Genomic DNA, 26,761 nt, shown 5'->3' with positions numbered 1-26,761 from the left:
CAGGTGCTGCCTGCAAGCAGGAGTGAATATGGAGCCCGAGGCTTTGCCATCACTGCGCGTGGGTGATGTGCTGGAGATCCAGTTCCCAGCCTTTACGCCACGAATCACCATCGAGACGCAAAACACGCTCACCGTGGAGATCGTTGCCGGTGATAACCTCGGCTTCGCTGATACGGTCGATTACGACGCCGTGGCGCTGCGTGATGGCTTGATCATGCTCTCTTGGCAAGAGCATATCGGCAGCACCATCGTGCATGTGCTGGATCTTGAAGCGCGTCAGGCGCGCACGGTGGTCACGCCGGCAAAAGGCGAGCTGATGCGTTTGGCGGGTCGCATCGAATTCACGTCCGCCTCATGAGGCGTGACGCTGGATAGCACCACGCTCCCAGCGGTGCTATACCCGAGGAGGGCCGAGGCACCGCGATCAGCGCGAAGGCGCATTGAATTCTGGCGTTGGCAGCCTTGATGAGCATCAGGATGAGATCTCTGCGGCGTTGGGCGGCGAGACAGGTGAGGACGTAAGCCAAATGCATATTCAAACGATGGCGCGATATAACCGCTGGATGAATCAGAAAATCTACGAGTGCTGCTCTGGATTGTCAGATGAGAAGCGAAAGCGCGATATGGGTGCCTTTTTCAAATCGATTCATGGCACTCTTAACCATTTGCTACTTACTGACCGGGTCTGGATGGGGCGGTTTACGGGTAAGCCCTTTCATGTCACGTCATTAGCTCATGAGCTCTACTCAGACTTCGATGTGCTTCGAAGCGAGCGCGAGGCTGAAGACAACCGCATAATCGAGTGGGTCGCCTCGCTTTCTCCGCAAGATTTAGACGAAGACTTGATCTATACCGGCATCGTAAATCCCGTGCCTCGGCGATATCCGCTTTGGTCTGCCCTTTCACATTTCTTTAACCATCAGACACATCATCGTGGCCAGGCTACAACGCTTCTTACGCAGTTGGGCATTGATGTCGGCGTTACCGACCTGATCGGGCTGCCAAGTGATGAGACATAAGCGATTTTGATTCGCTACGCTCACCCTTTGGGCTCTTGGACACAAGCCGTTGACGTAGAAATAAAAGGAATCTCGATATGTGCGATTATTCGTTGGTGCATTGGCTGGCGTTTTTGTCAGCGGCGGTGCTTCTGAACCTTTCCCCAGGGCCGGATATCGCGTTCATGCTAGGCCAGACGCTACGCAGCGGACGTCGATATGGGTTCGCTGCGATGCTCGGGGGTTGGTCGGGAACGGCATTGCATGTGGCCATGGCGGCGGCGGGCCTGTCGGCCATTCTGGCCACATCGGCCTTGGCGTTCTCGGTGATCAAGTGGGTAGGGGCTGCCTATTTGATATGGCTCGGCGTCAAAATGCTTTTGTCGAAGGGTGACTCTTTTGTCTCCAATAGCGGAAGCCATGATGCAAAGGCGCGGTCGGTCTATTGGCAAGGTGTGTTGGTGTCTGTGCTGAACCCCAAAGTGGCCATCTTCTTTCTCGCATTTTTGCCGCAATTTGTCGTGCAAGGTGCCGGGCCGGTGGGCGCTCAGCTGTTCTTGCATGGCAGTTTGATTATTGTGGTCGCGGCTTTTTATAGAGCCTCTTTTGGTAATGATGGGAGCGAAGCTGGGCGCTTTCTTGAAGGCAAGCCCGCGAGTGGGGATGTGGATGGATCGCGGCCTTGGCTCCTTGTTCGTTGCTTTGGGGGCACGTTTAGCCGCCAGTACCAGGTGACATGAGGATGGCGGCGGGTCTTTCCATCATGCTGAACTCCCCGCCACCAACTCACTCCTTGGGACTGGAGTAGACGCTCAACGCGGTCACTGTGGCGAGGATCAGCACCATCCCGACGATCTGAATGCTCACCAGGCTTTCGCCGAGGACAACGACACCGAAGAGCGAGGCGGTGACGGGTTCCACCATGGCGACGATGGAGGCGACGGCCGGGGCGGTGTGGTGCAGGCCGTTGACGTAGAAGATGAACGAGAGCCCGGCGCCGAGTATCCCCAGCGTGACGAACAGCGGCCAATCCGGCGTATGCAGTACGTCCAGGGTTTGGCTGGTGTCGCCAAGGCCGGCCAGGAGCACGGCGAGAACCGCGAAAGCGATCACCAGAATGGCCTGTGGGCTACCGTGCGGTGCCGCGTACTTGAACCCGAAGATGAACACCGCGTAGGAGACCCCGGCCAGCAGCCCGGCGCCCACCCCGAGCAGGGTGATCCCGCCCGCACCGACGTCATAGATGCGCGTCAGCAGCACGATGCCGAGCATCACCACCACGATGGCGGCCCACTTCAGCGGCGTGGGTTTTTCGAGCTTGAGCACGAACGAGAGCAGGTAGACGAAGATCGGCGCCGAGTACATCAGGGTCGCCGCCACCGCGACGCTGCCCTGTGAAATGCTGAGGAAGTAGAACGCGAAATTGCCCGCCACCCCCAGGCCGGCCACCGCCGACCAGCCCCAGAGGCGAGGGTTGCTCAACCCGCTTTTGCGCGGGCGGATCGCCAGCCAGCCGAGCACGAACACCAGGCCGATGGCGCCCCGGTAGAACGAGACGACGAACGCGTCCCAGTCGTCCGCCATGAGCATGCCACCGATGCCGCCAGATAAACCCCAGCAAAATGAGGCGAGAACCACGAGTGCCGTTGCACCTGTCATTGGGAGCTCCTGTCGTCAGGGGAAAGTGGAAAATCGACGCATTGTCCGCCGTAAAAAACCGGCATCCCCTGCGGGTCATGCCCACAGGGGATGCCGTCTCGTGCTGTGTGCCTCCAAGTGCATCAGGATCGTACCTTTTCCAGAAGTCGCTGGAGTGTCTTCTTGCTCCAGACGAAGAGCCCGGTAGGCGGCATCGCCGGCATGTACATCACCTTCAGCGCCTGTTCATGCTCGGCCTGGTCGCTGGATGAACGATCGTCTCGCTCGCTTTTACGATACTGCTCCTCGTTACGCATACCTTCTCCTTATCGCGTTGCCTTCAAGAACCTGACATGCCCCGTGAGTGCCGCTGCACCTGCCGTGGGAGTTTCTGATGTCAGGGGGAAGTGGAAGCCGGTTGGAACGCCGCGCGCTCGGTGGTCCTGTAGCCGATGAGAGCCGTGGCCACCGCGATCAGCGCGAAGGCGATGAAGCAGACGAGATACCCTCGGCTGCCGATCAGGTAACCCGCGAGGGGCGAGCCGACGATCTGCCCCACGGCGATCATCAGAAAGGGAAGCCCCAACCCGATGGCGGGGCGGTCCGCATACAGCCGGATGCCCCAGACGAGATAAACGCCGGTCAGCATGATGTAGGCCGCGCCGAACAGCGCGCCCGAGACGAACACCGCCGCCAGATTCGAGGGGCTGAGTACCAGCAGCCCGAGTGCGCCGGCCATCGCCGCGAGACTGCCGCGATGCACGGTGTTGAGGCCGAGGCGCGCGATCAGGTCGCCCGCCGCGCCACCCACCAGCCCCGCGACGCCGATCAGAATCCAGGCGATGTTGGCCGTGGCCTGCTCGAAGTGCCCCAGCGTGATGACCACCTCGCTCGAGAAGGTCCAGAAGGCGGCGCTGGCCATGCCCATGCCGGTGGCCGCGGCGATCAGCGTCAATGCTCGGGGCCGCCAGAGCCCGTCGACCTGGCCGTCGGAAGCCTTGGCGGTATCGCTGGCGCATGAGCGTGGCACGCTGATCAGCAACAGCAGGGCGTTGAGCAACGCGGTGACGGCAAAGGCGGCGTAGGCGAGCCGCCACTGGCCGGTGGCGATGAACGCGACCGGCCCGGAGACGGCGACGCCCAGGCTGGTACCGGCATTGATGACGGTGTTGGCCCGCCCTTGCCGAGGCGCGGTGATCGCGCGGGACACCGCCTGCGCCATGGGCGGCGAGGCCAGGCCGGTGCTCGTCCCGGCGAGCAGCACGGCGCCGGCCAGCCATATCGCCTGCGTGCTGACGGCGATGCCCGCCATGCCTACTGCCGCGATCAGGGCAGCAGCGACGGCGATCCGGCGTGGCCCGAAGCGTTCCACCAGCAGCGCGCTGAGCACGATGGCGAGGCAGTAGCCGACATAGGCACCGCTACCGATGATGCCGGCCAGGGTCGCGCTCAAGCCGACTTCCTCGCGCATGCTGGGCAGGAACAGCCCGTAGGCGAAGCGCGCCAGGCCGTAGGTGGTGCCGATCAGCATGGTGCCGGCGACGATCAGGCGGAATTCGGTGCGCGTCATGCGGTGTACTCCCCTCGGCCCGTGGCCGGCATCGTGTTGCTGAATGTAAAACGATCGTTTTCACTATGGGCGTAACGAGCCCCCGGCGCAGGCGCCGGTCGTGTGTACCCGATGACGCTCGTCCGGTCAGCGCTCGGCGGTATCGCTGGTGGCGCTTGGCGAGCCGCTAGCGTTCGATTCGAGTGCCGCCGTTACGCGATCCGCGCGAGACCGGCCAGCCGGTGCGCCGCGCGGCGAGCGGCATCGGCGGCGGCCTCGCCGCGATACGTCGCCGCGTGGGTCGCGCCCTCGAATAGCAACTGAATCGCCTCGACGAGGTCGTCGTCGTGCCGGCCGATCTCCGCGAGGACGATGGCGTCGATCCGCTCCCGCAGGCGCTGCTTGTGCCGCTCCATCGCCTCGGCGATCTCGGGCACGCCGCCGCCGGTTTCCCCCCAGGCGCGCAGGAACAGGCAGCCTCGGGCGCCAGCCTGGCCGAACCAGGTTTCCAGCGCGGCGAACAAGGCGTCGATGCTGTCGGCCTCCACCAGCCGATGGAAGCGGCGGTCGCGCTCGTTCAGGACGGCGGCGATCAGGCCGTTCTTGTTGCCGACGTGCTTGTAGAGCGTGCGGCTCGAGATGCCCGCAGCGCTCGTCAGCCGGTCCATGCCGGTGGCGGCGAAGCCGTGCCGTTCGAAGAGTTGCTCGGCGGTCTCGAGCAAGCGTGTGCGTATGTCCATGCAGGCAGTGTAAAACGATCATTTTACATGTGCAAGGAAGACTCCAACCACAATGTTCGAGGCCTGAGCCGTCGGGTCTTCAGAAGGCCGCGAGTAGCCCTGGGTCGAGCCGGGCTGCGACGATGCCGAGCCCCAGCAGGATGAGCAGGGCGCCAGCCAGCCGCTCGATGTGTCGCAGGCCATGGCCGAAACGACGGATCAGACCCGGATGGCCGGCCAAGTGGCCAACCAGCAGATCCCAACCGAGTACCACAGCGATCATCCACAACGCATAGAGACTCTGGACACCAACGGGCGTGCTACGCGCGTGAAGCACTGCGAACAGGCTGGCGTAGAACAGCGCATTCTTGGGGTTCAGCAACCCCGAGGCCAGCCCGGCGAGCAAGGCGCCGGGCGCGGTGCTCGTAGGGGCTTCTGCCTCGCGGTGCGAGCCTGCCTCGAGGCGAGTCTGCCCCGCCTGACGAATGAACTGGACGCCCATGTAAAGCAGAAAGGCGCCGCCGGCCCACTGGACGGCGATGAAGGGGCCGGCTTCGGCGTCCAGGGCCATGAGCCCACCCATAGCGAGCAGAATGAACAGGCCGTTGGCGAGGCCGATGCCGAGGCTGACCAGCGCCGCCGGCCTGCGCCCCAAGGCGACCGCGTAGCGCAGAACCAAGAAAAAGTCCGGACCAGGGCTGAGCAGGGCGAGGAAGTGCGCCCCGGCGACCAGCAGGAACTGTTGCAGCATGACGCGTAAGCCCCTTTCGAGTGCGTGGAGGGCCAGCCTGCGTCACCGTGTGGCGATAGTATTGAAAGAAAGTGCGCTACCTCAGGTACTGCGGTAGCGCCCCGGCGTGACCGCCACCCGAGCCTTGAAGGCGCGCTGAAAGTGACCTTGGTCGGCGAAGCCGAGTTCCTGCGCGAGCTCCGACAGTTCCACCCCCTGACACAGGCGGCGGCGCGCCTGCTGGATGCGCTGGTCGAGCAGCCAAGCATGGGGCGTTAACCCGGTCTCGCGGCGGAACAGTCGAATCACTTGATAACGGCTTAGTCCATGGTCCCGAGCCAGCACCTCGAGCGACGGCGGACGCTCGAGGCACTCGAGTAGATGCCGTTGGAGGTCGTTCAAGGCGGATGAGTTCGGCCAATGAACGGCCAGGGCGTCCCCGTGACACCACAGGCGACTGCCGAGGAACTCGATCAGTCCGGCCTCCTTGTCGGCCCTCGGAGCCGAGGAAAAAAGCAGCGCATTGAGCCGACAGAAGGCCTGGTAAGGCGCGACGTCGCGGGCGATGAATACCGTCGAGGGCATGGCCGGGGCAGCGTCGGTCTCGGCCGAGGCCTCATCCAGCACCTCGCTCACCCAGGTCGGTTCCAGATACAGCATCTGGTAGCTCCAAGGCTGATCCGGCAGCGGGTTGCAGTCATGCACCACGCCCGCCGGCACGCTGACCAGGCAGCCCGGTGTCAGCCGCTCGCGGCGGCGTTGGCACTGGAACTGACTTTGGCCACGGTCGACCACACCGATCGACAGGGTGGGATGGCTGTGGGGTCGGTAGCAGGCGCGGCTATCGCTGGCCCACCGGCTCTCGACAAAAGGCAGCGTCGGGTCTCGCCAGAACTGCGTCATGGGCGGATTCCTGAGGTAGCGAGGGGCGCTCAGCCCAGCGCAAAGGTCATCTCGTCGATTTTAAAGGCCAGCTATTGCTTGCAGCCGATGCCGCTGACGTCGCGGTTCCTATCTCGAGTCTACCTCGTCTGGCCGCCATGAACAGAACGCCCAGCGTTAGGCCAGTACCCAGGGAGTCAACAGGAATGGCTTCACGCTTTTGGCATAAACCATTTTGTTGCGCGATGCGCAACGCGCTACGGTATCGACTGATTCAGCCCATACCTCATAAGGGGTGGCAACGCCTACGTACTTGATTATGAGGATTATCACTAATGACGATGCATAATCCGCCGCACCCAGGGGCGTTCGTTCGGGAAGTGTACTTGGAGCCTTTCAACATCAGTTCTCGTCAGCTTGCCTCGAACCTGGGGGTTTCGCCGTCGACGTTGTCGCGGGTGCTTAAAGGGGAGAGCGGTATCAGCCCGGAAATGGCCCTGCGGCTTTCCAAGGTGCTGGGCCGCACACCGGAGAGCTGGCTGGCCATTCAGGACATGTATGACCTCTGGGTAGCGCGTAATACGCTCAACCTGAATGATGTTCGCCCTCTCGACTTCGATGCCGCTTAGTCAGGCGGCCAGCAGAGTCCAAAGCGCACGGCTTGTGGTCCCTGCTGCAGGCTTTTCATCATATGGATTCGCTTAGGGACGCCTAGTCAAAAAGGAGCAAAATGGCATTGCCATGACACAAAGTGATCTTCAAAAAGCCATCACCCGCGGCGAAGACAGCCGCCACCAGTTCAAGCGTGACGCCACCAACGCGGATAGTCTTGCCGCTGAACTGGCTGCCTTTGCCAATAGTGGCGGTGGCTGGCTGTTTCTGGGCGTGAATGACGATGGCTCGATTGCGGGGCTGGATGGGGCGGCGGTTCGGCGGTTGAATCAGTTACTCGGTAACGCCGCTTCCCAGCATGTACGCCCACCCGTGCATCCGCTGACCGAGAACGTGCAGACGAACCAAGGTCTTGTGGTGGTGGTTGAAGTGCCCGATGGGTTGGCCAAGCCTTATCTCGACAATCAAGGTCGCATTTGGGTCAAGCAGGGTTCGGACAAGCGGCATGTGACCTCCCGGGAAGAGATGCAGCGCATGTTCCAGCGCTCCGGGCTGGTTTACGCCGATGTAGTGCCTGTGGCGGGATCTTCCATAGAGGATATCGACGACAAGGCCTTTACTGCCTATTTCGACCTTCGCTATGGGGAAAGCGATGAGTTCTCTGGCCTGACACGGGAGCAGTTGCTGCAGAACTTGGGCCTGGGCGATGGTCAGGAGCTGAATCTATCGGGGCTGATGCTGTTTAGTCGCAATCCCCAGCGTTGGCGCCCAGCCTTTGAGGTGAAGGCGGTTGCCTTCCCCGGCACCGCTCTACACGATACCCGCTATCTGGACAGCGAAGACATCAAGGGCACCCTGTTGGAGCAGTTTCGGGGCGCTTTCGCTTTTATCAAGCGCAATCTGCACCATGTGCAGCACGGGCGCAGCTTCAATACCGTGGGTCAGCTTGAGATCCCCGAAACAGCGTTGGAAGAGTTGCTGGTCAACGCTCTAATTCACCGCGATTACTTCACCAGCGCCTCCGTCCGTCTCATGGTCTTTGCTGATCGGGTGGAGATCGTTAGCCCCGGCCACTTGTCGGATAGCTTGAGCCCGGAAGATATTCGCCAGGGCAAGACCATTCGCCGCAACCCTACGCTCACTGAACATGCCTCACATATCTTGCCCTATCGAGGCATGGGTAGCGGCATACCCCGAGCGCTTCAGGCGTGGCCTCGGATTGATTTGGTGAATGACTCGTCAGGCAATCAGTTCAGCGTCGTCGTCTGGCGGCCGGAGGCAGAATGGCGCTCAGGGTCGGGCGGCGACCAAGTCACCGGGGAAGTTACCGGGGAAGTTACCGGGGAAGTTACCGGGGAAGTTACCGGGGAAGTCATGCGACTACTCGTAGTCTTGCAGGGCGAAATGAAACGCTCGGAGATACAGGCAGCGCTGGGGCTGAAACATGAAGATCACTTCCGGGAAGCCTATTTGCGCCCGGCACTGAAGGCAGGCGCCATTGAAATGACGATTCCGGACAAGCCCAATAGCCGTTTGCAGAAATACCGGCTAACGGCCGCTGGCAAAGCCTGGCTGCATCGCCGGAGCGATAATAAAGAGTAGCTTTATGAGTCTGACAAAACGCCCCCGCGCCGTTTACTTCAAATCACGGCGCGGGGGCGTTTGCGTTTCAGGGCGCGGGTGAGGCGTTAGTTGCCGCCCTGCGTACGAGGCAGGACGTTGAGGGCCTTGAGCAGGTTGAGAGCTTCGCCGAGCTGGTAGTCGCTTTCGGCGAGCGAGGCTTCACGCTCGGTGCGTTCGGTGTCGCCGTTGATGTTGCGTAGGTGGTTCTCGAGATCAGCCTCGCGGATGTTGAGGCCGCTGCCTTCGGCGACTTCGAGACGGCCACGCACCACGTCGACATCCGGTTCGATGCCTTGGGCCTGGATCGAGCGGCCATCCGGTGTGTAGTAGAGCGCGGTGGTCAGCTTCAGGCCGTCTCCGTTGTTCAGCGGCAGCACCTGTTGGACGGAGCCCTTGCCGAAGCTTTCGGTGCCCATCAGTACGGCGCGTTGCTGGTCTTGCAGCGCGCCAGCGACGATCTCCGCCGCCGAGGCGCTACCACCGTTGATCAGCACCACCATGGGGACGTCCGGGGCGCTGGTCTGGGTGGAGGCCGAGAAGCGCATGTCGCTGTCCGGCAGGCGCCCTTCGGTGTAGACGATCAGGCCGCTGTCGAGGAACAGGTCGGCGACGTCGACGGCGCTGTCGAGCACACCGCCGGGGTTGTTGCGCAGGTCGAGCACCAGCCCCTTGAGCTCGCCTTCCTCACGCAGCGCGGCGATGGCGTCGCGGGCCTGCTCGCCGGTGCGGCTCTGGAACTGGCTGATGCGCAGGTAGCCATAGCCTGGCGACAGTAGCTCGTGTTTGACGCTTTCGGTCTGGATGGTCTCGCGCGTCAGGGTGACGTTGCGCGGCGCATCTTCGCCCTCGCGCATGATGGTCAGGCGGATATCCTCGCCTTCGTCGCCGCGCATCATGTCCACGGCTTCCTGCAGCGACATGCTCTCGGTGGGCGTGTCGTCGATGCGCAGGATGCGGTCCTGGGCCTGGAGCCCGGCGCGCGCGGCGGGGGTATCGTCGAGAGGCGAGATGATCGTCAACTGGCCCTCTTGCATGCCGACTTCGATGCCCACGCCGCTGAATTCGCCCTCGGTGGTCTCGCGCAGTGCCTCGAAGTCGTCCTTATCGAGGTAGGCGGAGTGCGGGTCGAGCTCGCCGAGCATGCCGCGAATGGCGTTGCGCATGAGCGTGGTGTCGTCGACTTCGTCGACATAGGTGCGCTTGATGCGTTCGAAGACCTCGGCGAAGGTCTGCACATCTTCCACGGGAAGGGCGTTATTGCCGGCCGGTGACTGGTTGCTCTGCTGAGTACTTGGTTGGGTACTGGGCTGAGTGCTTTGCTGGGCGTGCGCCGGCAGCGGCAGGGTTAGCGCCCCGATCACCAGGGCCATGCCCATTGCTAGAAAGTGACGAACGATGAGACGTGGGGAACGGGATTGGCTTGCGGTCATGCTGTCTCCACAACGCGGCGGAACGGGCTCGTGTCAGTCGCGCCGGAAGGGGCGACCAGGTGGCGGGGCGAAGGCGAACCCACGCGCGCCGAGGCCCAGCATAGCCTTTATGGGTCGGCGCAATCCAGCACGGCGGACGTTCAGCGCCGGGCGATCCAGTCGCTGGGGTCGATGGGGTCTCCGTTCTTGCGCACCTCGAAATACAGTGCGGGGCTGTCGCGGCCGCCGCTGTCGCCGACGGCGGCAAGGGTGTCGCCGCGCGTGACCTGGGCGCCGACCCCGACATTGAAGCGTTGCAGGTGGGCGTAGAGCGTCATGACATTGTCGCCATGATCGACGATCAACAGGTTGCCGAAGCCGCGCATCCAGTTGGCAAAGACCACGCGGCCGGCGTGTACGGCGGAGACCGGCGTGCCCGCCTCGGCGCCGATGAGCATGCCGTTGCGGTCGACGCCGTCGCCGTTACCGTAGGTGGCGAGCATGTCGCCCTGCACCGGCCAGGGTAGCTCGCCCCGGGTTTGGTCGATGTCCGTGGAAGGCGGCGGTTGGTCGAGGCGTTCGAGCTTGGTCTGCATCTGCTCGAGCAGTTGCTGAGCGTTCTCGCGGTCATCGGTGAGCGCGGCCAGTTTGGCTTGCTCGGAGGTGTAGCGCTCCTTGTACTTCGAGAGGATGGCTTCGCGTTCGCTGCGTTGATCGCTGAGCGTTTCGCGGCGTTCGGTCAGCTCACTGGCGAGGCTGTCCAGGCGCTCTTGGTGTGACTGTAGTGCGCGTTGCGTTTCGTCGAGCTGATCCTCGAGCTTGGCCAGGGCGTCGAGGCGTTGCTGACGCGCCTGGTTGAGATGATTGAGATACTGCTGAAGGCGGTCCAGCCGCGCGGGGTCGGTCTGATTGAGCAGCAGTTTGAGCTGTGGCGTGGGGCCGAGCCGGTAGAGCGCGTTGAGTTGTGTGGCAAGCGCAGCGCGTTGCTGGCGGCGTTCTTCCTCGAGGGTCTGGCGCTGCTGCTTGAGCTCGGCGACTTCCTGGTCGAGTTGATCCTGCTCGCGCTGCAGGCTGGTCAGCCGCTGTTGGGTGTCGGCCAGCTCGGTTTCCACCTCGCGCAGTTCCTGCTGCGCGGTGTCACGCTCGTCACGCGTGCCCTCGAGGCGTGACTCGGCGTTCTCGATGTCACTGCCCAAGGCTTCGAGTTGACGTTTGACCTCTTCCGGCGAGTTCTGCGCCCAGGCGCCCAGCGACAGCCACGCACACGAGAACGCCATGGCGCAGGCCATGGCGATTCGTTTGCTGGACGTTGGCGCGCTCATGCGCCGGCTCCGCAATACACGCACACCGTTCAGGGCGTATCGACCAGCACGCGGCCGGTCATTTCCTCGGGGATCGGCTCGTGCATCATTGTCAGCAGGGTCGGCGCCAGGTCACACAGGCTGCCGTCGTCCGCCAGGGTGGCGCCGGCGCGCGGCGTGACGTAGACCAGCGGTACCTGAAAGGTCGTATGCGCCGTCTGCGGGTTGCCGGTTTCAGGGTGCACCATTTGCTCGGCATTGCCGTGGTCGGCGGTGACCAGGCACTCGCCGCCGGCACGCTCGATGGCCTCGATCACCCGGCCCAGGCAGACATCGACCGCCTCGATGGCCTTGACCGCGGCATCGAAGTCGCCGCTGTGGCCGACCATATCGCCATTGGCGTAGTTGCACACGACCAGATCGAACGTGCCCGCGTCGATGGCCGCGACCAGCTTGTCGGTGAGTTCGTAAGCACTCATCTCCGGCTTCTCGTCGTACGTCTTGACGTCCTGCGGCGAGGGAATCAGCTCGCGGGTCTCGCCGTCGAACTCGTCCTCGCGGCCACCGGAGAAGAAGAAGGTGACGTGGGCGTACTTCTCGGTCTCGGCGATGCGTAGCTGTTTTAGGCCGCGCTTGGCGACGGTCTCGCCTAGAGTGTTGACCAGGTCGGTAGGCGGAAAAGCCACCGGTGCTGGGATGTTCGCGGCGTATTCGGTGAGCATCACTAGCCCTTCATGGGCCAGCTTGGGCCGCGCCTGGCGAGTGAAGCCGCTGAAGTCCTCCTCGGCGAAGGCGCGAGTCAGTTCGCGGGCGCGGTCGGCACGGAAGTTCAGGAACAGCGCGGCGTCGCCGTCGGCCATGCGCACCGGCTCGCCGTGCGGGCGGATGCTGGTGGCGGCGACGAATTCGTCGGTTTCGTCACGTTCGTAGGCGGCGTCCAGCCCGGCCTCGGCACTGGTGGCGATCTGTGAGCCCTCACCCTCGACGATGACACGATAGGCCTGCTCGACACGGTCCCAGCGATTGTCGCGGTCCATGGCGTAGTAACGGCCGACGATCGAAGAGACATAAGCGTTGTCGGCACCGAACAGCTCGGCGAGCCGCGCATTGGCGCGTTCCAGCGAGGCCCGAGCGCTTTTGGGCGCGGTATCGCGACCGTCGAGGAAGGCGTGCAGATAGACGTGCTTGGCGCCACGATCGGCGGCTAGCGCGGCCACGGCGAGGATGTGATCCTCGTGGCTGTGCACCCCGCCGGGCGAAAGCAAACCGAGTAGATGCACGGCACGACCGGCGGCCACGGCGGCATCGATGGGTGCCGTCAGCGCGGTGTTGGCGGCCAGTTCACCGTCTTCGATGGCCTTGGTGATACGCGTGAAGTCCTGATAGACGATACGCCCGGCGCCGAGGTTCATGTGGCCGACTTCGGAATTGCCCATCTGGCCGTCGGGCAGCCCGACGTACTTGCCATCGGTGTGCAGCAAGGCGGAGGGGTAACGTTGTTTCAGCGCGTCCATGACCGGCGTCTTGGCCGAGTAAACGGCGTTGTACTCGGTGTCGTCGTTCTGGCCGTAGCCATCGAGGATCAACAGCGCAACGGGCCGGGGACGCTGGGTGTGGGTATCTGCCATAACATGCCTCGCGGGAATCTGATGGGCGTCGCATCGGCGCATTCGGCCGATGACCCCATGAAGCGGCAGTGCCGCTGGGGGTTCGCGACTCACGTCTCCTTGCTGCATCATAACGCAGTCACGACAGAGCGTCAGCCGCGTTGGTGGGGCCGGACGCTCGCGCATGGCTCATGTATACTAAGGCGCCCGCCGGGGCATGCGGCGTTCGCCGAGCGCACACGACGCCGACAGACACACAACGAGAGTTATCCGCACCCATGATCGATCAGTTATTCGAATTCGTGCAAAACCACCTGCTACTGTCAGGCGCTTTTCTGGTGGTACTGGTGGCATGGATCGCCTACGAGCTGAAAGGCTCGAACAGCGGCGTCTCGCCGTCCGAAGCCACCTCGCTGATCAATCGCGAGGAGGGGCTGTTTCTGGATATTCGCGAGGTCAAGGACTTCAAGGCGGGGCATATCGCCGGTGCCCGCAATATTCCCAAGGGCCGTCTGGAGGATCGCCTCAAAGAGCTCGAGGACTACAAGGAAAAGCCGGTGGTGGTGGTATGCCAGCACGGCCAGCACTCCGGCGCTGCCGTCGGGCAGTTGACCCAGGGTGGCTTCACCCGCGCGGCCAAGCTCAAGGGCGGTATGACCCAGTGGCAGTCCGATGAGTTGCCGGTGGTCCGCAAGTAAGCGATACACTGGCGGGGCGGCGCACGCCGGCCCCCGCGTCTCATGCATAGATAAGTCAAAGGAAGTGCAACATGGCGGAAGACAACAATCAGGCCGCTCAAGGTGGCAACGACACGCAGAACCAGCTGCAATTTTCCATGCAGCGTATTTACGTCAAGGATGTCTCCTTCGAGTCGCCCAACGCGCCGAGCGTATTCCAGAACGCGTTCAAGCCCAAGGTTGGGCTCGACCTCAACACCACCAGCGAACAGGTCGGTGAAAACCTCTACGAGGTCGTGGTCAAGGTGACGGCGCAGGTCACCAACAACGAAGACGGCGCCACGGCGTTTCTCGTCGAAGTGGAACAGGCCGGTCTGTTCCGCATCGCCGGCTTGAGCGACGACCAGCTCGACCACACCCTGGGCGCGTTCTGCCCCAATATGCTGTTCCCCTATGCGCGCGAGTGCATCGACAACCTGGTCAATCGCGGCAGCTTCCCGCCGCTGATGCTATCACCGGTCAACTTCGAGGCGATGTACGCCCAGAAGAAGAAGCGTGAGAGCGAAGCCGCCGAGAACGTGCAGTAAGCGATGGCCGGACCGCGCATTCATGTGGCGGCCACGTTGGTCGCCGCAGCGGAAATCACCCTGCCCGAAGGTGCCTCGCGCCACGTGGCGGGCGCGCTACGCCTGCGTGAAGGCGCGGCGTTGCGTCTGTTCGATGGCGAGGGTCATGAAGCCGACGCTGAGATCGTCAGTGTCGGGCGCCGTGAGGTACGCGTACGGGTCACCGCCGTGACTGAGGGTGGCCCCGAGTCGCCGCTGGCGGTGCACCTGGGTCAGGCGATTTCCAAGGGCGACCGCATGGACTACGCGATCCAGAAGGCCACCGAGCTCGGCGTCGTGGCGATCACCCCGCTCTACACCGAGCACGGCGACGTGCGCCTCAAGGGCGAGCGCGAAGCCAAAAAACTCGCCCACTGGCAAGCCGTCGCGGTCAGCGCCTGCGAGCAATGCGGGCGCAGCCGCGTGCCCACCGTGCATCCCCCGCAAACACTTGATGTCTGGCTCGCAACGCGTGACGAAACGCTGCGCCTCGTCCTGCATCCTTCCACCGACACCACCTGGCAGCATGCCAGCGACGTCACTCGCGTCGCACTGCTCGTCGGCCCCGAAGGCGGTTTATCCCCCAACGAAATCGACGCCGCCCGTGCCGCCGACTTCGCCGCCCTGACCCTCGGCCCGCGCATCCTGCGCACCGAAACCGCCCCCGTCGTCGCCCTCACGCTGCTCCAGCATCACTTCGGCGATTTGGGGTGAGTGCCGCGACTCAGTTGGCTGTCACCTTCCACGGAATCGGTGGCGGCATGATCCGTTCCCCATCGAATTCGGGCACGTCGCCGAAGCGGTCGCTGCCGGCTTCCCATTCCTTCTGAGCCTCGGCGATCTCGGCCTTGCTGTGACCGACGAAGTTCCACCAGATGAGGATGTCCTCGTTCAGCGGTTCGCCGCCGAGCAACAGGGCGCGTGTGCCGGCTTCCATTGCGAGCGTGATCTCGTCGAGCCCGCTGCCGAGATAGGCCATCTCGTTGGTGTCGAAACGGTCACGCTCGATGGTGAGGCTGCCTTCCAGCACGAGGACGCCATACTCGAAATCGGTACGGGCGGGGAGCGTCAGCTGGGTGGCATCGGGGCTGACGATGTCGAGCCCGACTAGCGGCGAGAAAGCATGCGTGGGCGCCTCGCGGCCTTGAAAATCGCCTATCAGCAACGTCACGTCCGCGCCCTGTTCGCTCCAGCGCGGCAAGTCGGGGTAGTGATCGAAGCGTGGCGATGTGTGACGCGTGGCGTGGGGTAGGGCGATCCACAACTGGGCGGCGTGCAGTTGGCCGGATTCGGGGATGGATGCCTCGGTATGGGCGATGCCACGGCCCGCGGTCATCAGGTTGAGTTCGCCGGGGCGGATGCGCTGGGCGTTGCCCAGGCTGTCGTGATGCATGATTTCGCCGGCCAGCATCCAGGTAAAGGTCTGTAGGCCGATGTGCGGGTGTGAACCAACACGCATGCCGCCTGCGCCGGCGGTGAAGGTAGCCGGGCCGGCATGGTCGAGAAAGCACCAGGCGCCGATGAGCCGACGGCCTCTTTGGGGCATCACGCGGTTGACCGGGATGCCGCCGACATCTGCCGTGCGGGCGTGGAGATGCTGAACCAGCCGGTGCCCGTCCACGACGGGGCATTCACGGGAATCGTAGAGATGGGGACGATGCTCTGTATTGCTCATGCGCGGTCTCCTTGGCGAGACGTAGGCTGCCGCCACCAAGCGCATCGGTGGCGGCAGTGTGGCCGCGGTAGTGGTCTAGTGTTTCAGCACCGCGTCACGGCTCTGGATCAGGTTCGAGTAGTGGGGCAGATGTTTGGCCAGAATGCCGCCAAAACCCTCGATGTCGTTGCGCCAGTCGCGATGCAGTTCACAGGCCGCCGAGAACCAGTTCATCAACTGTACGCCGGCCTGGGACATGCGGTCCCACGCAGCATCGCGCACGGTCGGGTTGAAGGTGCCCGAGGCATCGGTGACCACGAAGACCTCGTAGCCCGCTTCACGCGCGGCCAGTGCCGGAAAGGCGACGCATACGTCCGTCACCACGCCGGCGATGAGCAGCTGCTTTTTGCCGGTGTCCTTGATCGCCTGAACGAAGTCCTCGTTGTCCCAGGCGTTGATCTGGCCGGGGCGGGCGATATAGGGCGCGTCGGGGAATTTTTCCTTCAACTCCGGCACCAGCGGGCCGTTGGGGCCGTCCTCAAAGCTGGTGGTGAGGATCGTCGGCAGATCGAAGAACTCGGCGATGTCGGCCAGAGCCAACACGTTGTTCTTGAACTCGTCTGGGGTGAAGTCGCGGACCAGGGACAGCAAGCCTGCTTGATGATCGATCATCAGTAGGGCGGCATCGTTCTTGTCGAGTCTTGAGTAGGAATAACTCATGGCACATCTCCCTCTGTGGTGGAAAAGAGTGGGAGGCCCTTTGGGGCTCCCACCGACTGCGGGCGAGCCGACGCCCGAAGTAGTGACGATGCCGCGCCGAGCTACCCGGCCTGGAACCGGCGTAGGGAGTCTTCGGTGTCTGCGCTCGAGTTCATGACGAAGGGGCCGTAGCAGCGTGGTGTGCCCCTCGGGGATCGTGAGCGTGGCCGCGCCGTCTCGCTTCAAGCGTAGATCCCAAACGTTGGTTGGGCTGTATGTGTGCCGCATCGACGTTGTGAGGGAATCGCCGATTTATGCCGCTAACCCCGCGACGGCCTTTGCTCGCGTTGCCGGGCGGCGTCATAATGAGGACATATCTCTCGTCAGTGGTCGCCATCATGTCCCGTTCCCCAGATTCCGCCCCACGTTCTTCCGCTCCCGGCCGGCGTGCGTCGAGTTCGACGCGGCCGCCCCTGGCGCGTATTGGCGAGGTGGCGTATCTCAAGGTGGTGGCGGTCAATACCACCGGGGCTTTTCTCGATTGGGGCCAGTCGAAGGACGTGTTGCTGCCGTTCGCCGAGCAGCGTTTCCGTCCCGAGGTTGGTAAGCGGGTGTTGGTGATGCTCTACGAGGACGCCCAGGAGCGGCCGGTGGCGTCGATGCGTCTGGATCGCTTCCTGGCCGATGAGGCGCCGGATATGACGCCCGGCGACCGCGTCGCCCTAGTGATCGCCGAGCGTACCGACCTGGGCTTCAAGGCGGTGGTCGATCACCGCTATTGGGGCTTGCTGTACGCCGATGACATCATCCATCCGCCTCGGCGGGGCCAACGGCTGACCGGTTATATCAAGCGCGTGCGCGAAGACGGGCGGCTTGATCTGGCCATGCTGCCGCCCGGCGAGGCGGGGCTCGATGTGGTCGGTGACAAAGTGCTGGAGTTGCTGCGCTGCCATGGTGGGTACGTGGCGCTGGGCGATAAGACACCCGCTGCCGAGATCAAGGCGCGCATGGGCGTGAGCAAGAGCGCCTTCAAGCAGGCGGTGGGCAGGCTCTACAAGAAGCGGCTCATCACCATCGAGGAAGAAGGCATCCGCCTGACGCGTGAGGCGATAGACGCGCATCAGTCCGGCTGAGACGCTGCTGGCGCCTTGGTCTTCCGCTGGTCGCTGCGGCATACTGCGCGCATTCATTCCTAGCCTGGAAGACCGATCATGAGCGAGCGCGCCTTGAAGCTCGGCGTGGTGATGGACCCCATCGCCGATATCGCCTACAAGAAAGACACCACCCTGGCCATGCTGTGGGCCGCTCAGGAACGCGGCTGGTCGCTTTATTATCTCGAGCCGGAAGATCTGTACCTGGAAGGCGGGCGCGCCATGGGCCGGATGCGCGCGCTGGAGGCGTACCGTGACCCCGAGGCGTGGTATCGACTCGAGGAAGTGCAAGCCGCGCCGCTGGCGGAGCTCGACGTGATCCTGATGCGCCAGGATCCGCCGGTGGATGATCACTTCCTCAACGCCGTGCACTTGCTGGGCTTCGCCGAACGCGAGGGCGTGCTGGTGGTCAATCCCACCCAGGCGCTTTTGACCAGCAACGAGAAGCTCTTTGCCCAGCAGTTCCCGCATTGCATCCCGCCCTCCGTGGTCTCTTGCCACGATGCCGTATTGCGTGACTTTCATGCCCGGCACGGCGATGTGATCTTCAAGCCGCTGGACGGCATGGGTGGCAGCGGCATCTTTCATATCACGCCCGAGGGCCGCAATCTGGGCTCGGTCATCGAGCAGCTCACCGAGCGCGGCACGCGCCAGATCATGGCGCAGCGTTATCTGCCCGAGATCAAGGCCGGCGATACGCGCATCCTGCTGATCGACGGTGAGCCCGTGCCGTATGGCCTGGCGCGGATTCCCAGCGCCGGCGAGACGCGCGGCAACCTGGCGGCTGGCGGGCGCGGCGAGGCCCGCGAGCTCACCGACCGCGATTACTGGCTCATCGAGCAGGTCAAACCGGCGATCCTCGACAAGGGCCTGATCTTCGTCGGGCTCGACGTGATCGGCGATTACATCACTGAGATCAATGTCACCAGTCCCACCTGCGTGCGCGAGATCGACGCCCAGCGTGGCACCGACATCGGTGGATTGTTGATGGACGCCATTGCCCGGCGCTTTTGAGCGCCGCTTGCCATCCCACGATGGCGAGGTTCAGCAGGGGCAGTGATACAATCGCTGCGACAAGCACCAATTTCGGCGTAAGCGAGAGGCGGGACGCGCCTCGACGCCCGGGAGGCTCATGCAAAGCTTGAAGCATCATTTTCTGCTGGCGATGCCGCATCTCGACGACCCTAACTTCAAGGGGACGTTGACTTACCTGTGTGACCATGACGACAACGGCACCATGGGCGTGATCGTCAATCGCCCCATGGAGCTGACGCTAGATGCCCTGCTCGAGCAACTCGAACTGGATGCCTCGGAGTGCCTGCAGCGTGACTTGCCGGTTCACTATGGCGGCCCGGTCCACAAGGATCGCGGTTTCATTCTGCATCGCGGCTCGAACCTGCCCTGGGATTCCAGCCTGCAGGTCGCTGACGACCTCGCCCTGACGACCTCCATGGATATGCTCAAGGCCATCGCCGAGGGCCGGGGCCCCGAAGACTTCATCGTCTGTCTGGGTTGCACCGCCTGGCAGGCAGGCCAGCTCGAGGATGAGCTCAAGCAGAACACTTGGCTGACGGTGGAAGGCGACGCTTCGATCCTCTTCGACGTGCATGCCGAACAACGCCTGAACGCGGCGGCGGGTATCTTGGGCGTCGATCTGAACTTGATGACGCGTGAGGCGGGACATTCCTGATGGCCGAGGCAGGGCAACGGCTGGTACTGGCCTTCGACTACGGCACGCGGCGCATCGGCGTGGCGGTAGGTAACGAAATGCTGGGCAGTGCTACGGCCCTGGCGCCGTTGCCCGCGCGTAACGGGATTCCCGAGTGGCAGCAGATCGGCCAGTTACTCAAAGAATGGGAGCCGGATCTGCTGGTGGTGGGGCTGCCCCTCAACATGGACGGCACCGAGTCGGACATGAGCCAGCGCGCGCGCAAGTTTGGTAACCGCCTGCATGGGCGCTTCGGCAAACCGGTGGAAGTGTTCGACGAGCGCGGCTCCACGCGCGCCGCCAAACGCATCGCCCGCGACGCCGGGCACCGGGGCAACTATCGCGACGATGGCGTGGACGGCATCGCCGCGCAGTTGATCCTGGAAAGCTTTTTCGCCGACGACACCTTCCTGCAACGCATGCCATGATGCACCGCGACCGGCCTGGGGCCGGTCGCGGGTGCGCTTAGCTATTAATCTTGAATGATTAACTCTCCAAGTTCAGCTCCGGCGTGGGGCGGCTGAAGCCACGCGTCAGCCAGGTCAGCCACGCCAGGCCGCACAATAGCCACGCACTGCCCAGCATGATCGCTAGGTGATCCAGGCTCGCCATCAGCCACAGTATCGCGCCCAGGCCGATCAACGGGCAGATCAGGAACCACAACGTATCCAGCCCGCTGCGGCGGCGTTCCTTCAGGTAGTAGTGGAAGATCACCGAGAGGTTGACCAGGGCGAAGGCCAGGAAGGCACCGAAGTTAATGAAGGATGCTGCCGAGAGCACGTCCATGGTCAGTGCCAGCAAGGCGACCAGGCCGCTGAACACCAGCCCTCCCAGCGGCGTGCCGAAGCGGCTTAGTTTGCCCAACCAGCGCTTGGGAAGCACATCGTCGCGGCCCATGGCGTAGAGCAGGCGCGCGCCGCTGGCCTGGGCGGCGATGCCGGAGGCGAACTGGCCGACCACCAGCCCGATCAAGAAGATCGAGACGAAGATGTCGCCGCCGATGTTGCGCGCGATCTCGTAGGCGGCGGCATCGGGGTTGGCGAAGTCATGCCCCGGTGCGGCGAGCTGCACGAAATACGACACCACCACGAAGATCAGTCCCCCGATCAAGGTGATCAACAGGATGGCGCGTGGCAGGGTACGCTGCGGATCCTTGGTTTCCTCGGTCAGCGTGGTAACGGCATCGAAGCCCAGAAAGGAGTAGCAGGCCACGGCGGCACCCGCCATCAGCACCGGCAGGGTCGCGGTGGAGTCGGCGCCCAAAAACGGCGTCAGGCTCCAGAAGGGCTGGCTGGGGTCGCCCAGCACGTAATGCATGCTTAGCCCTACGAAGGCGACCAACACCAGGATCTGCACCAGCATCATCACGCTGTTGACCGCACTCGCCAGCTTGAGGCCGAGGATGTTGATCGTGGTGGTGACGGCGATGAAGGCCAGTAGCCATAACGGCGTGGGTATCGCCGGGAAGGCCGAGTGCAGATAGGCGGCGCCGATCAGCCAGATCACCATGGGCAGAAACAGGTAATCGAGCAGGATCGCCCACCCGGCGATGAAGCCCAGGCGGTCGTCGATGGCGTGGCGCACGTAGGCATAAGCCGAGCCGGCCACCGGGTAAGCACTCGCCATGCGCCCGTAGCTATGCGCGGTGAACAGCATGGCGATCAGCGCCGCCAAGTAGGCGCCCGAGACGGCGCCCTCCGTGGTGACGGCGAGCACGCCGAAGGTGCCCAGCACGATGATGGGCGTCATGTAGGCCAAGCCGAACAGCACGACCTGGCTCAGGGAGAGGGTCTTCTTCATTTGGTTCATCGTCGCCTCCTGTTGTGGTTGTTGCGACTATTTAGTGATTGTTGCGACTGTTACTGGGTGGCCGGGAGCTGGCCGGGACTCGGGTTTAGAAATGCCAGTAGCGGCCTCGGTCGGTATCCTGGCGTTGGCCTTGCAGGCCGATACGGCAGTCCTTCAGGTAGTCGTAATCGCGCCGTGCGTCCTGCAAGCGCTGGGGGTCGAGTTGCAGCGTGGTGACGCTTTCTTCGCGACCGGCGCGGAACAGCGTCTCGCCGTCCGGGGCCACCAGCGCGCTTTCGCCGGCGAAGGTCAGGCCCGCGCCTTTGCCCGCGCGGTTGGTCATGGCGACGAAGTAGTGATTGTCCTGGGCGCGCGCCTGGGCGGCGCGGGCATGCATGGGGCCGTAAGGGTCCATGTTGCCGTTGGTGACCAGCAGCAGGTCGCAGCCGAGCTGTCCCAGTGCGCGTGCGGGCTCGGGAAACTCCAGGTCGTAGCAGATCAGCAAACCGACCTGAAAGCCGCGCCATTCGACGCAACCCACGCTATCGCCGGGAGCCACGAGATCGCGCTCGTCGGGCCATAAGTGTGCCTTGCGATAGCGCAGCGCAATGCCATCTTCAGGGGTGATCAGTACGGTGGTGTTGAAGACGTGCTCGCCATCGCGCTCGAGCAAGCCCAAGGCAAGTGCGGTGTCATGCTCGCGGCTGGCGGCGATGAGCGTGGCGAGTTCATCGCCGTCGAGGCTCAACGTGCGGTCGTCGACGTGGCCGGGCTCGGCAAAGCCGGTGAGGTGCGTTTCGGGAAAGACGATCAGCGACGTCTCGGGGTCGGCGTCGCGTAGACAGGCCAGGGTGCGCGAGAGGTTGTGGGCGATATCGCCCTCGCGCCCGGCCAGTTGTGCCAAGGCTATCTGCATGAAAAACTCCGAAGCGTCATTGTGGCTGTGCGGTCATTCGGATGCTCCCTCAGTATCCGCGATCACACAGGCATGACTATTCCCCGACGGGGTTACCCCTTGGGGGTGAGCGAGGAGAGCGAGATGATGAGCGACGCAGACGATAGCGAGCAGATGGAAGTACCGAGCGGTCTGGAAAGCGTGGCCTGGCATCGCGCCTTCGGGGCCTTGGCGGACAAGCTGGATGGCGCCAATTTCTGGCTGGCCACGGTGCGTACCTTGGGGCGTCACGTCGACTTCGATACCTGGGTGGTGCTGATCTTCCATCATCGACAGCCGCCGCGCATCCTCGCCGAAAGCGACGAGGACGACGGCGCCGACGAGGCGCTGTTCCAAGATTATCAGCGCGGTCTGTATCTGCTTGATCCGTTCTATATCGATGCTCGGGACCACGCGCGTGCGGGATTGTACACGCTGGCCGACGTGGCACCGCAGTGCTTTCAGCACACCGAGTACTACCAGCGTTACTTCCAGCGCAATATCGTCGCCGACGAGGTGCAGTTCAATTGCCCCCTCGATGCCGAACGCACGCTATGCCTATCGTTAGGATCGACCCGCGCTTACTCGCCCGAGGCGCTCGGCCTTCTGAGTCTGGTGCAGCCGTGGGTGCTGGCACTGATGCGCCAGCGCATGCATTTCGAATTCGAACACGAAGATGGCACGCCGCCGGGGCCGCACCCATGGCATCCATCGCCCCAGGCGCCGCGCGAACTGGAATCCCATCAGTCACTGACCGAACGCGAGCGCGAGGTCAGCCAGCTCATGCTGGGCGGCAGTTCGACCAAGGAGATCGCCCGGCGCATGACGATCTCGGTGGAAACCGTGCGCGCCCACAAGAAACATCTTTACGCCAAGCTGGGCATCAACTCGCAGTCGGAGCTGTTTGCGTTGTTCTGGCAGGCGCGTCGTTAACCTAAGCACGCTGCAGGTTGGCGCCCCAGCTTTATAGCGTGCGGTCGTCGACGCCGAAGGTCGGCGGCACGAACCAGCGCACGTCTTGGGCGTCGCGCTCGATATAATCCTCGACTTGTAGCAGGTTGGCGAAGATCGCCATGCGCATGGGAATGCCGTTGTCCGCCTGGCGGAAGATGGCCAGACGCGGGTCGCCATTGAGGTCGACATTAAGGTCGTTGGCGCCGGGGCGGCTGTCGCGTGGCAGGGGATGCATGACGATGGTGGTCGGGGAGCAGCGCTGATCGAGGAAGGCGCGATCGACGATGAAGTCCTGGGAGATGCCGGCGAAGGTCTCCGACATCTCGTCGGTGAAGCGTTCCTTCTGGATACGCGTGGTATAGATCACGTCGAGGTCGCCGAAATCGTTGGCCAGACTCTCGCGCTGCTCTACGCGATGCCCGCGTGAGGTGACCAGGTCGATCAAATGACGCGGCATTTCCAGCCCCGGCGGCGATACCAGCGTGATGCGCAGCGGGTCGAAAAGCGACAAAAGCTTGATCAGCGAATGCACGGTGCGGCCGTGCTTGAGGTCGCCGGTCAGCAGCAGGTGCGCGCCTTCGAGACGCTTGCCCAGGCGCGTGAATTCCTTCTCGATGGTGTACAGATCCAGCAGTGCCTGGCTGGGGTGCTCGCCGGGGCCGTCGCCGCCGTTGATCACCGGAACACACGTGGCCTCGGCGAATTCCGCCACGGCGCCTTGGTCGGGATGGCGCAGGACGACAGCATCGACATAACCGCCCATCACGCGGCTGGTGTCGTAGAGGGACTCTCCCTTGGCCATCGACGAGAAGGTGAAGCCGGTGGTATCGCAGACACTGCCGCCGAGACGCGAGAACGCCGCGTGAAAGCTGATGCGGGTCCGCGTGCTGGCCTCGAAAAACAGGTTGCCGAGCACCGCGCCCTCTAGCACGCGGGTTACCTTGCGCCGCTGGGCGAAGGGCTCCATGCGGCCGGCGAGCTGCATCAGGTGCTCGACGTAATCGCGGGACAGGGAATCGACGGAAAGCAGGTGGGAACTCATCGGTAAGCCTCGCAAGTGGCGCAGGGGGTCGCTGCGCGTAGTGTACGCATACGCGCCGTTGGCTTCATCCGTTGCTTGTAGTCAACACGATGCGGCACCCCGCCGGTGCGGTTCGCTTGGCCTGGGCGCTAGCGACTTCTATGGTAATGAATGTCATATCCCACCATTCAAGGAGCGAATGTCATGGGTGAGCAACATTTCCCCGCGCAGGAACAAGCCGATCAACCCGGCGATGAACATGTCATGCGGCCCGAGCCCGAGTATATCCGCGACAGTTATCGCGGCACTGGTAAGCTCGACGGTAAGGTCGCCATCATCACCGGCGGCGACAGCGGTATCGGTCGCGCCGTGGCGGTGCATTTCGCCCGCGAGGGTGCCAATTGCGTCGTCGTCTATCTCAACGAAACGCGTGACGCCGAGGATACCCAGGCGCTGGTCGAAGCCGAGGGCCGTGAGTGCGTCCTGGTGCACGGCGATGTCGGCGATCCGATGCTGTGCCACCATGTGGTCGACACGACGCTGGCGAGCTTTGGCGCGATCAACATCCTGGTTAACAACGCCGCCGAGCAGTATGACTGGGACGACGTCACGCAGATTCCCGACGACCAGTTGCAGCGGACCTTCCAGACCAACGTCTTCAGCCATTTCTACATGGCCAAGCACGCGCTACCGCACATGCACGAGGGCGACACCATCATCGCCACCTCGTCGGTCAACGCCTTCAAGGGCAACGACACGCTGATCGACTACACGGCGACCAAGGGTGCCATCCAGGGCCTGGTTCGCTCGCTGGCGATGTCACTGGTCGACCGCGACATTCGCGTCAACGCCGTCGCCCCCGGCCCGGTGTGGACGCCCCTGATCCCCGCCAGTTTCGACGAGGACAAGGTAGCCGGCTTCGGTGGCCAGGTGCCCATGGACCGCGCCGGCCAGCCCAGCGAAATGGGCCCCGCCTACGTCTACCTCGCCAGCGAGGAATCTTCCTACATGAACGGCCAGACGCTGCATCTCAACGGCGGCGTGATCCTCAATACCTGAACCGCGACACGGGCGGCATCAGTCGGCATCGTTCGGCAGCCGCCCGCCCAGGCGTGCGGTGCGAGGCATGGCGCTCGGCTATTACGGGATTACTGCAACGCTAGATCAAGCGTTTAAGCGCACATCCTGTCTTGTGCTTTATTAAAGTGTCATTAATTAACTATTAAGTAGTTTGTGCGGCCATTTTCTACTCGAATAATATCTCGGCCAGTTGTCATATAACGGCAATACTGTAGTGACATGATCAAAGAATAAAAAAATCACCAACCATGTTGACTGTCATGCAAAATCAATCGCGTATCCGCCTTGAACGCGTTACCAAGCGTTGGGATGCGACGACAGCCGTCGATGATATTTCCTTCGATGTGACACCCGGCCAGTTTGTCATTCTGCTGGGGCCTTCCGGCTGTGGTAAATCCACCACGCTACGCATGATCGCGGGTCTGGAAGAGGCCAGCGCTGGCAGTGTCCATATTGGTGAGCGCGATGTGACGTATGTGCCGCCTGGCGACCGTGGGCTCAGCATGGTGTTTCAGTCTTATGCGTTATTCCCGCACTTAAGCGTTGCTGACAATATCGTGTTTGGCCTGCGCAGCCGTAAGGTGCCTAAAAACGCAAGGCGGCAGCGCCTGGCGAAAGTCGCCGAACTCGTGGATCTCACCGATTACTTGAATCGCAAACCCGCCCAGCTTTCCGGTGGCCAGCGCCAACGCGTGGCTCTGGCGCGCTCCATCATTTCAGAACACCCCATTTGTTTGATGGACGAGCCACTTTCCAATCTGGACGCACGCCTGCGTAGCGATATGCGCCGCGAAATAAAAGCGTTGCAAAACCGCCTGAATATGACGGTGATATACGTTACTCACGATCAAGTCGAAGCCATGAGCATGGGTGACCGAGTTATCCTCATGGAGAATGGCAGCATCGTACAAGATGGCACGCCCCCTGAACTTTACAACCGCCCAGCCAGCACCTTTGCTGCCAGTTTCATTGGTAGTCCGGCGATGAATCTGTTGCCGCTAGTCAAGGGGGAGCAAGGCGCCATCATTGAAAGTGAGCCCACCATGCCGGTCGCCCCTCTGGAGGCTGCCGGCGGACAGTTGGGTATTCGCCCTGAGGATATCGAACTGCGTCCTGCCTCTGATTCGGGAGTACCTGCCAGCGTGCTTGGCGGTGAGTATTTGGGCGCCGATACGATTGTCCATTTATCCATCGGGATGCACAGGCTAAGGGCGCGTCTCACTGGGCAGCAGACCGACCTTGTGCGGCAGACCTGCCGGGTCGGTTGGCGTCCGGAGGCCGTCCATTTCTTCGGTCACGATGGCCTGCGTCGCGACGACCTCTCGCCTTACTCCCTGCTGGCGGATACGGCGCCAGCACTAAGCACGACCGCACATGCCCCCTTGCAGGACCGTTCTCTCCACCAACAGAGTTGAGGAGTTA

29 protein-coding genes are annotated in these 26,761 nt (G+C 63.0%); 15 read left to right on the top strand and 14 right to left on the bottom strand.

Features of this window, described 5'->3' with window-relative positions; genetic code table 11:
- Positions 1–28 precede the first annotated feature (28 nt).
- The 3 genes from SR908_RS07805 to SR908_RS07795 all read left to right on the top strand — a co-directional run bounded on the left by SR908_RS07805 (position 29) and on the right by SR908_RS07795 (position 1,738).
- On the top strand, positions 29–358 hold the full coding sequence (locus SR908_RS07805) for a MoaF-related domain-containing protein (protein ID WP_246925058.1): 330 nt from the start codon (positions 29–31) through the stop codon (positions 356–358).
- A gap of 169 nt (positions 359–527) precedes the next feature.
- A complete protein-coding gene (locus SR908_RS07800) occupies positions 528–1,019 on the top strand; it encodes a DinB family protein (protein ID WP_246925055.1) in 492 nt (163 codons plus the stop codon).
- A 77-nt stretch (positions 1,020–1,096) separates the two neighbouring features.
- The gene (locus SR908_RS07795; protein WP_246925052.1) at positions 1,097–1,738 is read left to right on the top strand and encodes a LysE family translocator; all 642 of its coding nucleotides are present in this window, start codon (positions 1,097–1,099) and stop codon (positions 1,736–1,738) included.
- A 46-nt stretch (positions 1,739–1,784) separates the two neighbouring features.
- Here the strand turns inward: SR908_RS07795 and SR908_RS07790 are convergent, their stop codons facing one another.
- From SR908_RS07790 to SR908_RS07765, 6 genes are all read right to left on the bottom strand, one after another.
- Positions 1,785–2,657: a DMT family transporter gene (locus SR908_RS07790; protein ID WP_246925049.1), complete on the bottom strand. Its 873-nt coding sequence runs from the start codon at positions 2,655–2,657 to the stop codon at positions 1,785–1,787.
- Between the two features lie 122 nt (positions 2,658–2,779).
- Complete coding sequence (locus SR908_RS07785) at positions 2,780–2,953, bottom strand: hypothetical protein (RefSeq protein ID WP_246925046.1); 174 nt, start codon at positions 2,951–2,953, stop codon at positions 2,780–2,782.
- 80 nt (positions 2,954–3,033) lie between these two features.
- Positions 3,034–4,206, bottom strand: coding sequence for an MFS transporter (locus SR908_RS07780; RefSeq protein WP_246925043.1), 1,173 nt, complete (start codon positions 4,204–4,206; stop codon positions 3,034–3,036).
- A 191-nt stretch (positions 4,207–4,397) separates the two neighbouring features.
- Positions 4,398–4,907 (bottom strand): TetR/AcrR family transcriptional regulator, encoded by a 510-nt coding sequence (locus SR908_RS07775; protein ID WP_245846296.1) that lies wholly within the window; start codon positions 4,905–4,907, stop codon positions 4,398–4,400.
- Between the two features lie 97 nt (positions 4,908–5,004).
- Entirely contained in the window at positions 5,005–5,655 is a 651-nt protein-coding gene (locus SR908_RS07770; protein ID WP_246925040.1) for a LysE family translocator, read from the bottom strand.
- Positions 5,656–5,736: 81 nt separating this feature from the next.
- The gene (locus SR908_RS07765) at positions 5,737–6,537 is read right to left on the bottom strand and encodes an AraC family transcriptional regulator (RefSeq protein ID WP_246925037.1); all 801 of its coding nucleotides are present in this window, start codon (positions 6,535–6,537) and stop codon (positions 5,737–5,739) included.
- A 314-nt stretch (positions 6,538–6,851) separates the two neighbouring features.
- Between SR908_RS07765 and SR908_RS07760 the strand changes: the two genes are divergently transcribed.
- Together SR908_RS07760 and SR908_RS07755 are read left to right on the top strand one after the other, a co-directional pair.
- Complete coding sequence (locus tag SR908_RS07760; RefSeq protein WP_246925034.1) at positions 6,852–7,145, top strand: HigA family addiction module antitoxin; 294 nt, start codon at positions 6,852–6,854, stop codon at positions 7,143–7,145.
- 112 nt (positions 7,146–7,257) lie between these two features.
- A complete protein-coding gene (locus SR908_RS07755; RefSeq protein ID WP_246925020.1) occupies positions 7,258–8,730 on the top strand; it encodes a Fic family protein in 1,473 nt (490 codons plus the stop codon).
- A gap of 86 nt (positions 8,731–8,816) precedes the next feature.
- On the opposite strand, the gene SR908_RS07750 is transcribed toward SR908_RS07755, so the two are convergent.
- From SR908_RS07750 to gpmI, 3 genes are all read right to left on the bottom strand, one after another.
- Positions 8,817–10,181, bottom strand: coding sequence for a S41 family peptidase (locus tag SR908_RS07750; protein ID WP_246925017.1), 1,365 nt, complete (start codon positions 10,179–10,181; stop codon positions 8,817–8,819).
- A 140-nt stretch (positions 10,182–10,321) separates the two neighbouring features.
- Entirely contained in the window at positions 10,322–11,482 is a 1,161-nt protein-coding gene (locus SR908_RS07745; protein WP_246925014.1) for a murein hydrolase activator EnvC family protein, read from the bottom strand.
- A gap of 29 nt (positions 11,483–11,511) precedes the next feature.
- The gene (gene gpmI, locus SR908_RS07740; protein ID WP_246925011.1) at positions 11,512–13,089 is read right to left on the bottom strand and encodes a 2,3-bisphosphoglycerate-independent phosphoglycerate mutase; all 1,578 of its coding nucleotides are present in this window, start codon (positions 13,087–13,089) and stop codon (positions 11,512–11,514) included.
- Positions 13,090–13,346: 257 nt separating this feature from the next.
- On the opposite strand from gpmI, the gene SR908_RS07735 reads away from it, so the two are divergent.
- From SR908_RS07735 to SR908_RS07725, 3 genes are all read left to right on the top strand, one after another.
- On the top strand, positions 13,347–13,766 hold the full coding sequence (locus tag SR908_RS07735) for a rhodanese-like domain-containing protein (protein ID WP_097021575.1): 420 nt from the start codon (positions 13,347–13,349) through the stop codon (positions 13,764–13,766).
- 71 nt (positions 13,767–13,837) lie between these two features.
- Complete coding sequence (gene secB, locus SR908_RS07730; RefSeq protein ID WP_040240498.1) at positions 13,838–14,332, top strand: protein-export chaperone SecB; 495 nt, start codon at positions 13,838–13,840, stop codon at positions 14,330–14,332.
- Between the two features lie 3 nt (positions 14,333–14,335).
- Positions 14,336–15,064, top strand: a complete 729-nt coding sequence (locus tag SR908_RS07725) for a 16S rRNA (uracil(1498)-N(3))-methyltransferase (RefSeq protein WP_246925008.1) — start codon at positions 14,336–14,338, stop codon at positions 15,062–15,064.
- 10 nt (positions 15,065–15,074) lie between these two features.
- Here the strand turns inward: SR908_RS07725 and SR908_RS07720 are convergent, their stop codons facing one another.
- Positions 15,075–16,025, bottom strand: coding sequence for a pirin family protein (locus SR908_RS07720; protein ID WP_246925005.1), 951 nt, complete (start codon positions 16,023–16,025; stop codon positions 15,075–15,077).
- 75 nt (positions 16,026–16,100) lie between these two features.
- A complete protein-coding gene (gene ycaC / locus SR908_RS07715) occupies positions 16,101–16,724 on the bottom strand; it encodes an isochorismate family cysteine hydrolase YcaC (protein ID WP_246925002.1) in 624 nt (207 codons plus the stop codon).
- 377 nt (positions 16,725–17,101) lie between these two features.
- Here ycaC and SR908_RS07710 point away from each other — a divergent pair, with 377 nt between their 5' ends.
- The 4 genes from SR908_RS07710 to ruvX all read left to right on the top strand — a co-directional run bounded on the left by SR908_RS07710 (position 17,102) and on the right by ruvX (position 19,990).
- The gene (locus SR908_RS07710; protein ID WP_097021581.1) at positions 17,102–17,836 is read left to right on the top strand and encodes a CvfB family protein; all 735 of its coding nucleotides are present in this window, start codon (positions 17,102–17,104) and stop codon (positions 17,834–17,836) included.
- Between the two features lie 78 nt (positions 17,837–17,914).
- Complete coding sequence (gene gshB / locus SR908_RS07705; RefSeq protein WP_075368663.1) at positions 17,915–18,868, top strand: glutathione synthase; 954 nt, start codon at positions 17,915–17,917, stop codon at positions 18,866–18,868.
- 118 nt (positions 18,869–18,986) lie between these two features.
- Complete coding sequence (locus tag SR908_RS07700) at positions 18,987–19,544, top strand: YqgE/AlgH family protein (RefSeq protein ID WP_097021583.1); 558 nt, start codon at positions 18,987–18,989, stop codon at positions 19,542–19,544.
- Positions 19,544–19,990 carry a Holliday junction resolvase RuvX gene (gene ruvX / locus SR908_RS07695; protein ID WP_246924999.1) on the top strand — a complete coding sequence of 149 codons (447 nt, stop codon included), beginning with the start codon at positions 19,544–19,546 and terminating at the stop codon, positions 19,988–19,990. The genes SR908_RS07700 and ruvX overlap by 1 nt, the downstream gene beginning before the upstream one ends.
- Positions 19,991–20,048: 58 nt before the next feature.
- Here the strand turns inward: ruvX and SR908_RS07690 are convergent, their stop codons facing one another.
- Together SR908_RS07690 and SR908_RS07685 are read right to left on the bottom strand one after the other, a co-directional pair.
- Entirely contained in the window at positions 20,049–21,371 is a 1,323-nt protein-coding gene (locus SR908_RS07690) for an APC family permease (RefSeq protein ID WP_246924996.1), read from the bottom strand.
- A gap of 85 nt (positions 21,372–21,456) precedes the next feature.
- Positions 21,457–22,266: a carbon-nitrogen hydrolase family protein gene (locus SR908_RS07685; protein ID WP_246924993.1), complete on the bottom strand. Its 810-nt coding sequence runs from the start codon at positions 22,264–22,266 to the stop codon at positions 21,457–21,459.
- Positions 22,267–22,389: 123 nt separating this feature from the next.
- Here SR908_RS07685 and SR908_RS07680 point away from each other — a divergent pair, with 123 nt between their 5' ends.
- Positions 22,390–23,217, top strand: a complete 828-nt coding sequence (locus SR908_RS07680; RefSeq protein WP_246924991.1) for a helix-turn-helix transcriptional regulator — start codon at positions 22,390–22,392, stop codon at positions 23,215–23,217.
- Positions 23,218–23,248: 31 nt separating this feature from the next.
- On the opposite strand, the gene pyrB is transcribed toward SR908_RS07680, so the two are convergent.
- A complete protein-coding gene (gene pyrB / locus SR908_RS07675; protein WP_246924986.1) occupies positions 23,249–24,280 on the bottom strand; it encodes an aspartate carbamoyltransferase in 1,032 nt (343 codons plus the stop codon).
- Positions 24,281–24,463: 183 nt separating this feature from the next.
- On the opposite strand from pyrB, the gene SR908_RS07670 reads away from it, so the two are divergent.
- Both SR908_RS07670 and SR908_RS07665 read left to right on the top strand, forming a co-directional pair.
- Positions 24,464–25,318, top strand: coding sequence for an SDR family oxidoreductase (locus SR908_RS07670; RefSeq protein ID WP_246924983.1), 855 nt, complete (start codon positions 24,464–24,466; stop codon positions 25,316–25,318).
- 281 nt (positions 25,319–25,599) lie between these two features.
- Entirely contained in the window at positions 25,600–26,754 is a 1,155-nt protein-coding gene (locus tag SR908_RS07665; protein WP_097021813.1) for an ABC transporter ATP-binding protein, read from the top strand.
- Positions 26,755–26,761 lie beyond the last annotated feature (7 nt).

It is taken from the genome of Chromohalobacter canadensis (genome assembly GCF_034479555.1).
In the GTDB taxonomy this organism is placed as follows: Bacteria; Pseudomonadota; Gammaproteobacteria; order Pseudomonadales; family Halomonadaceae; genus Chromohalobacter; species Chromohalobacter canadensis.
This window is presented reverse-complemented; position numbering and strand designations above follow the sequence as displayed.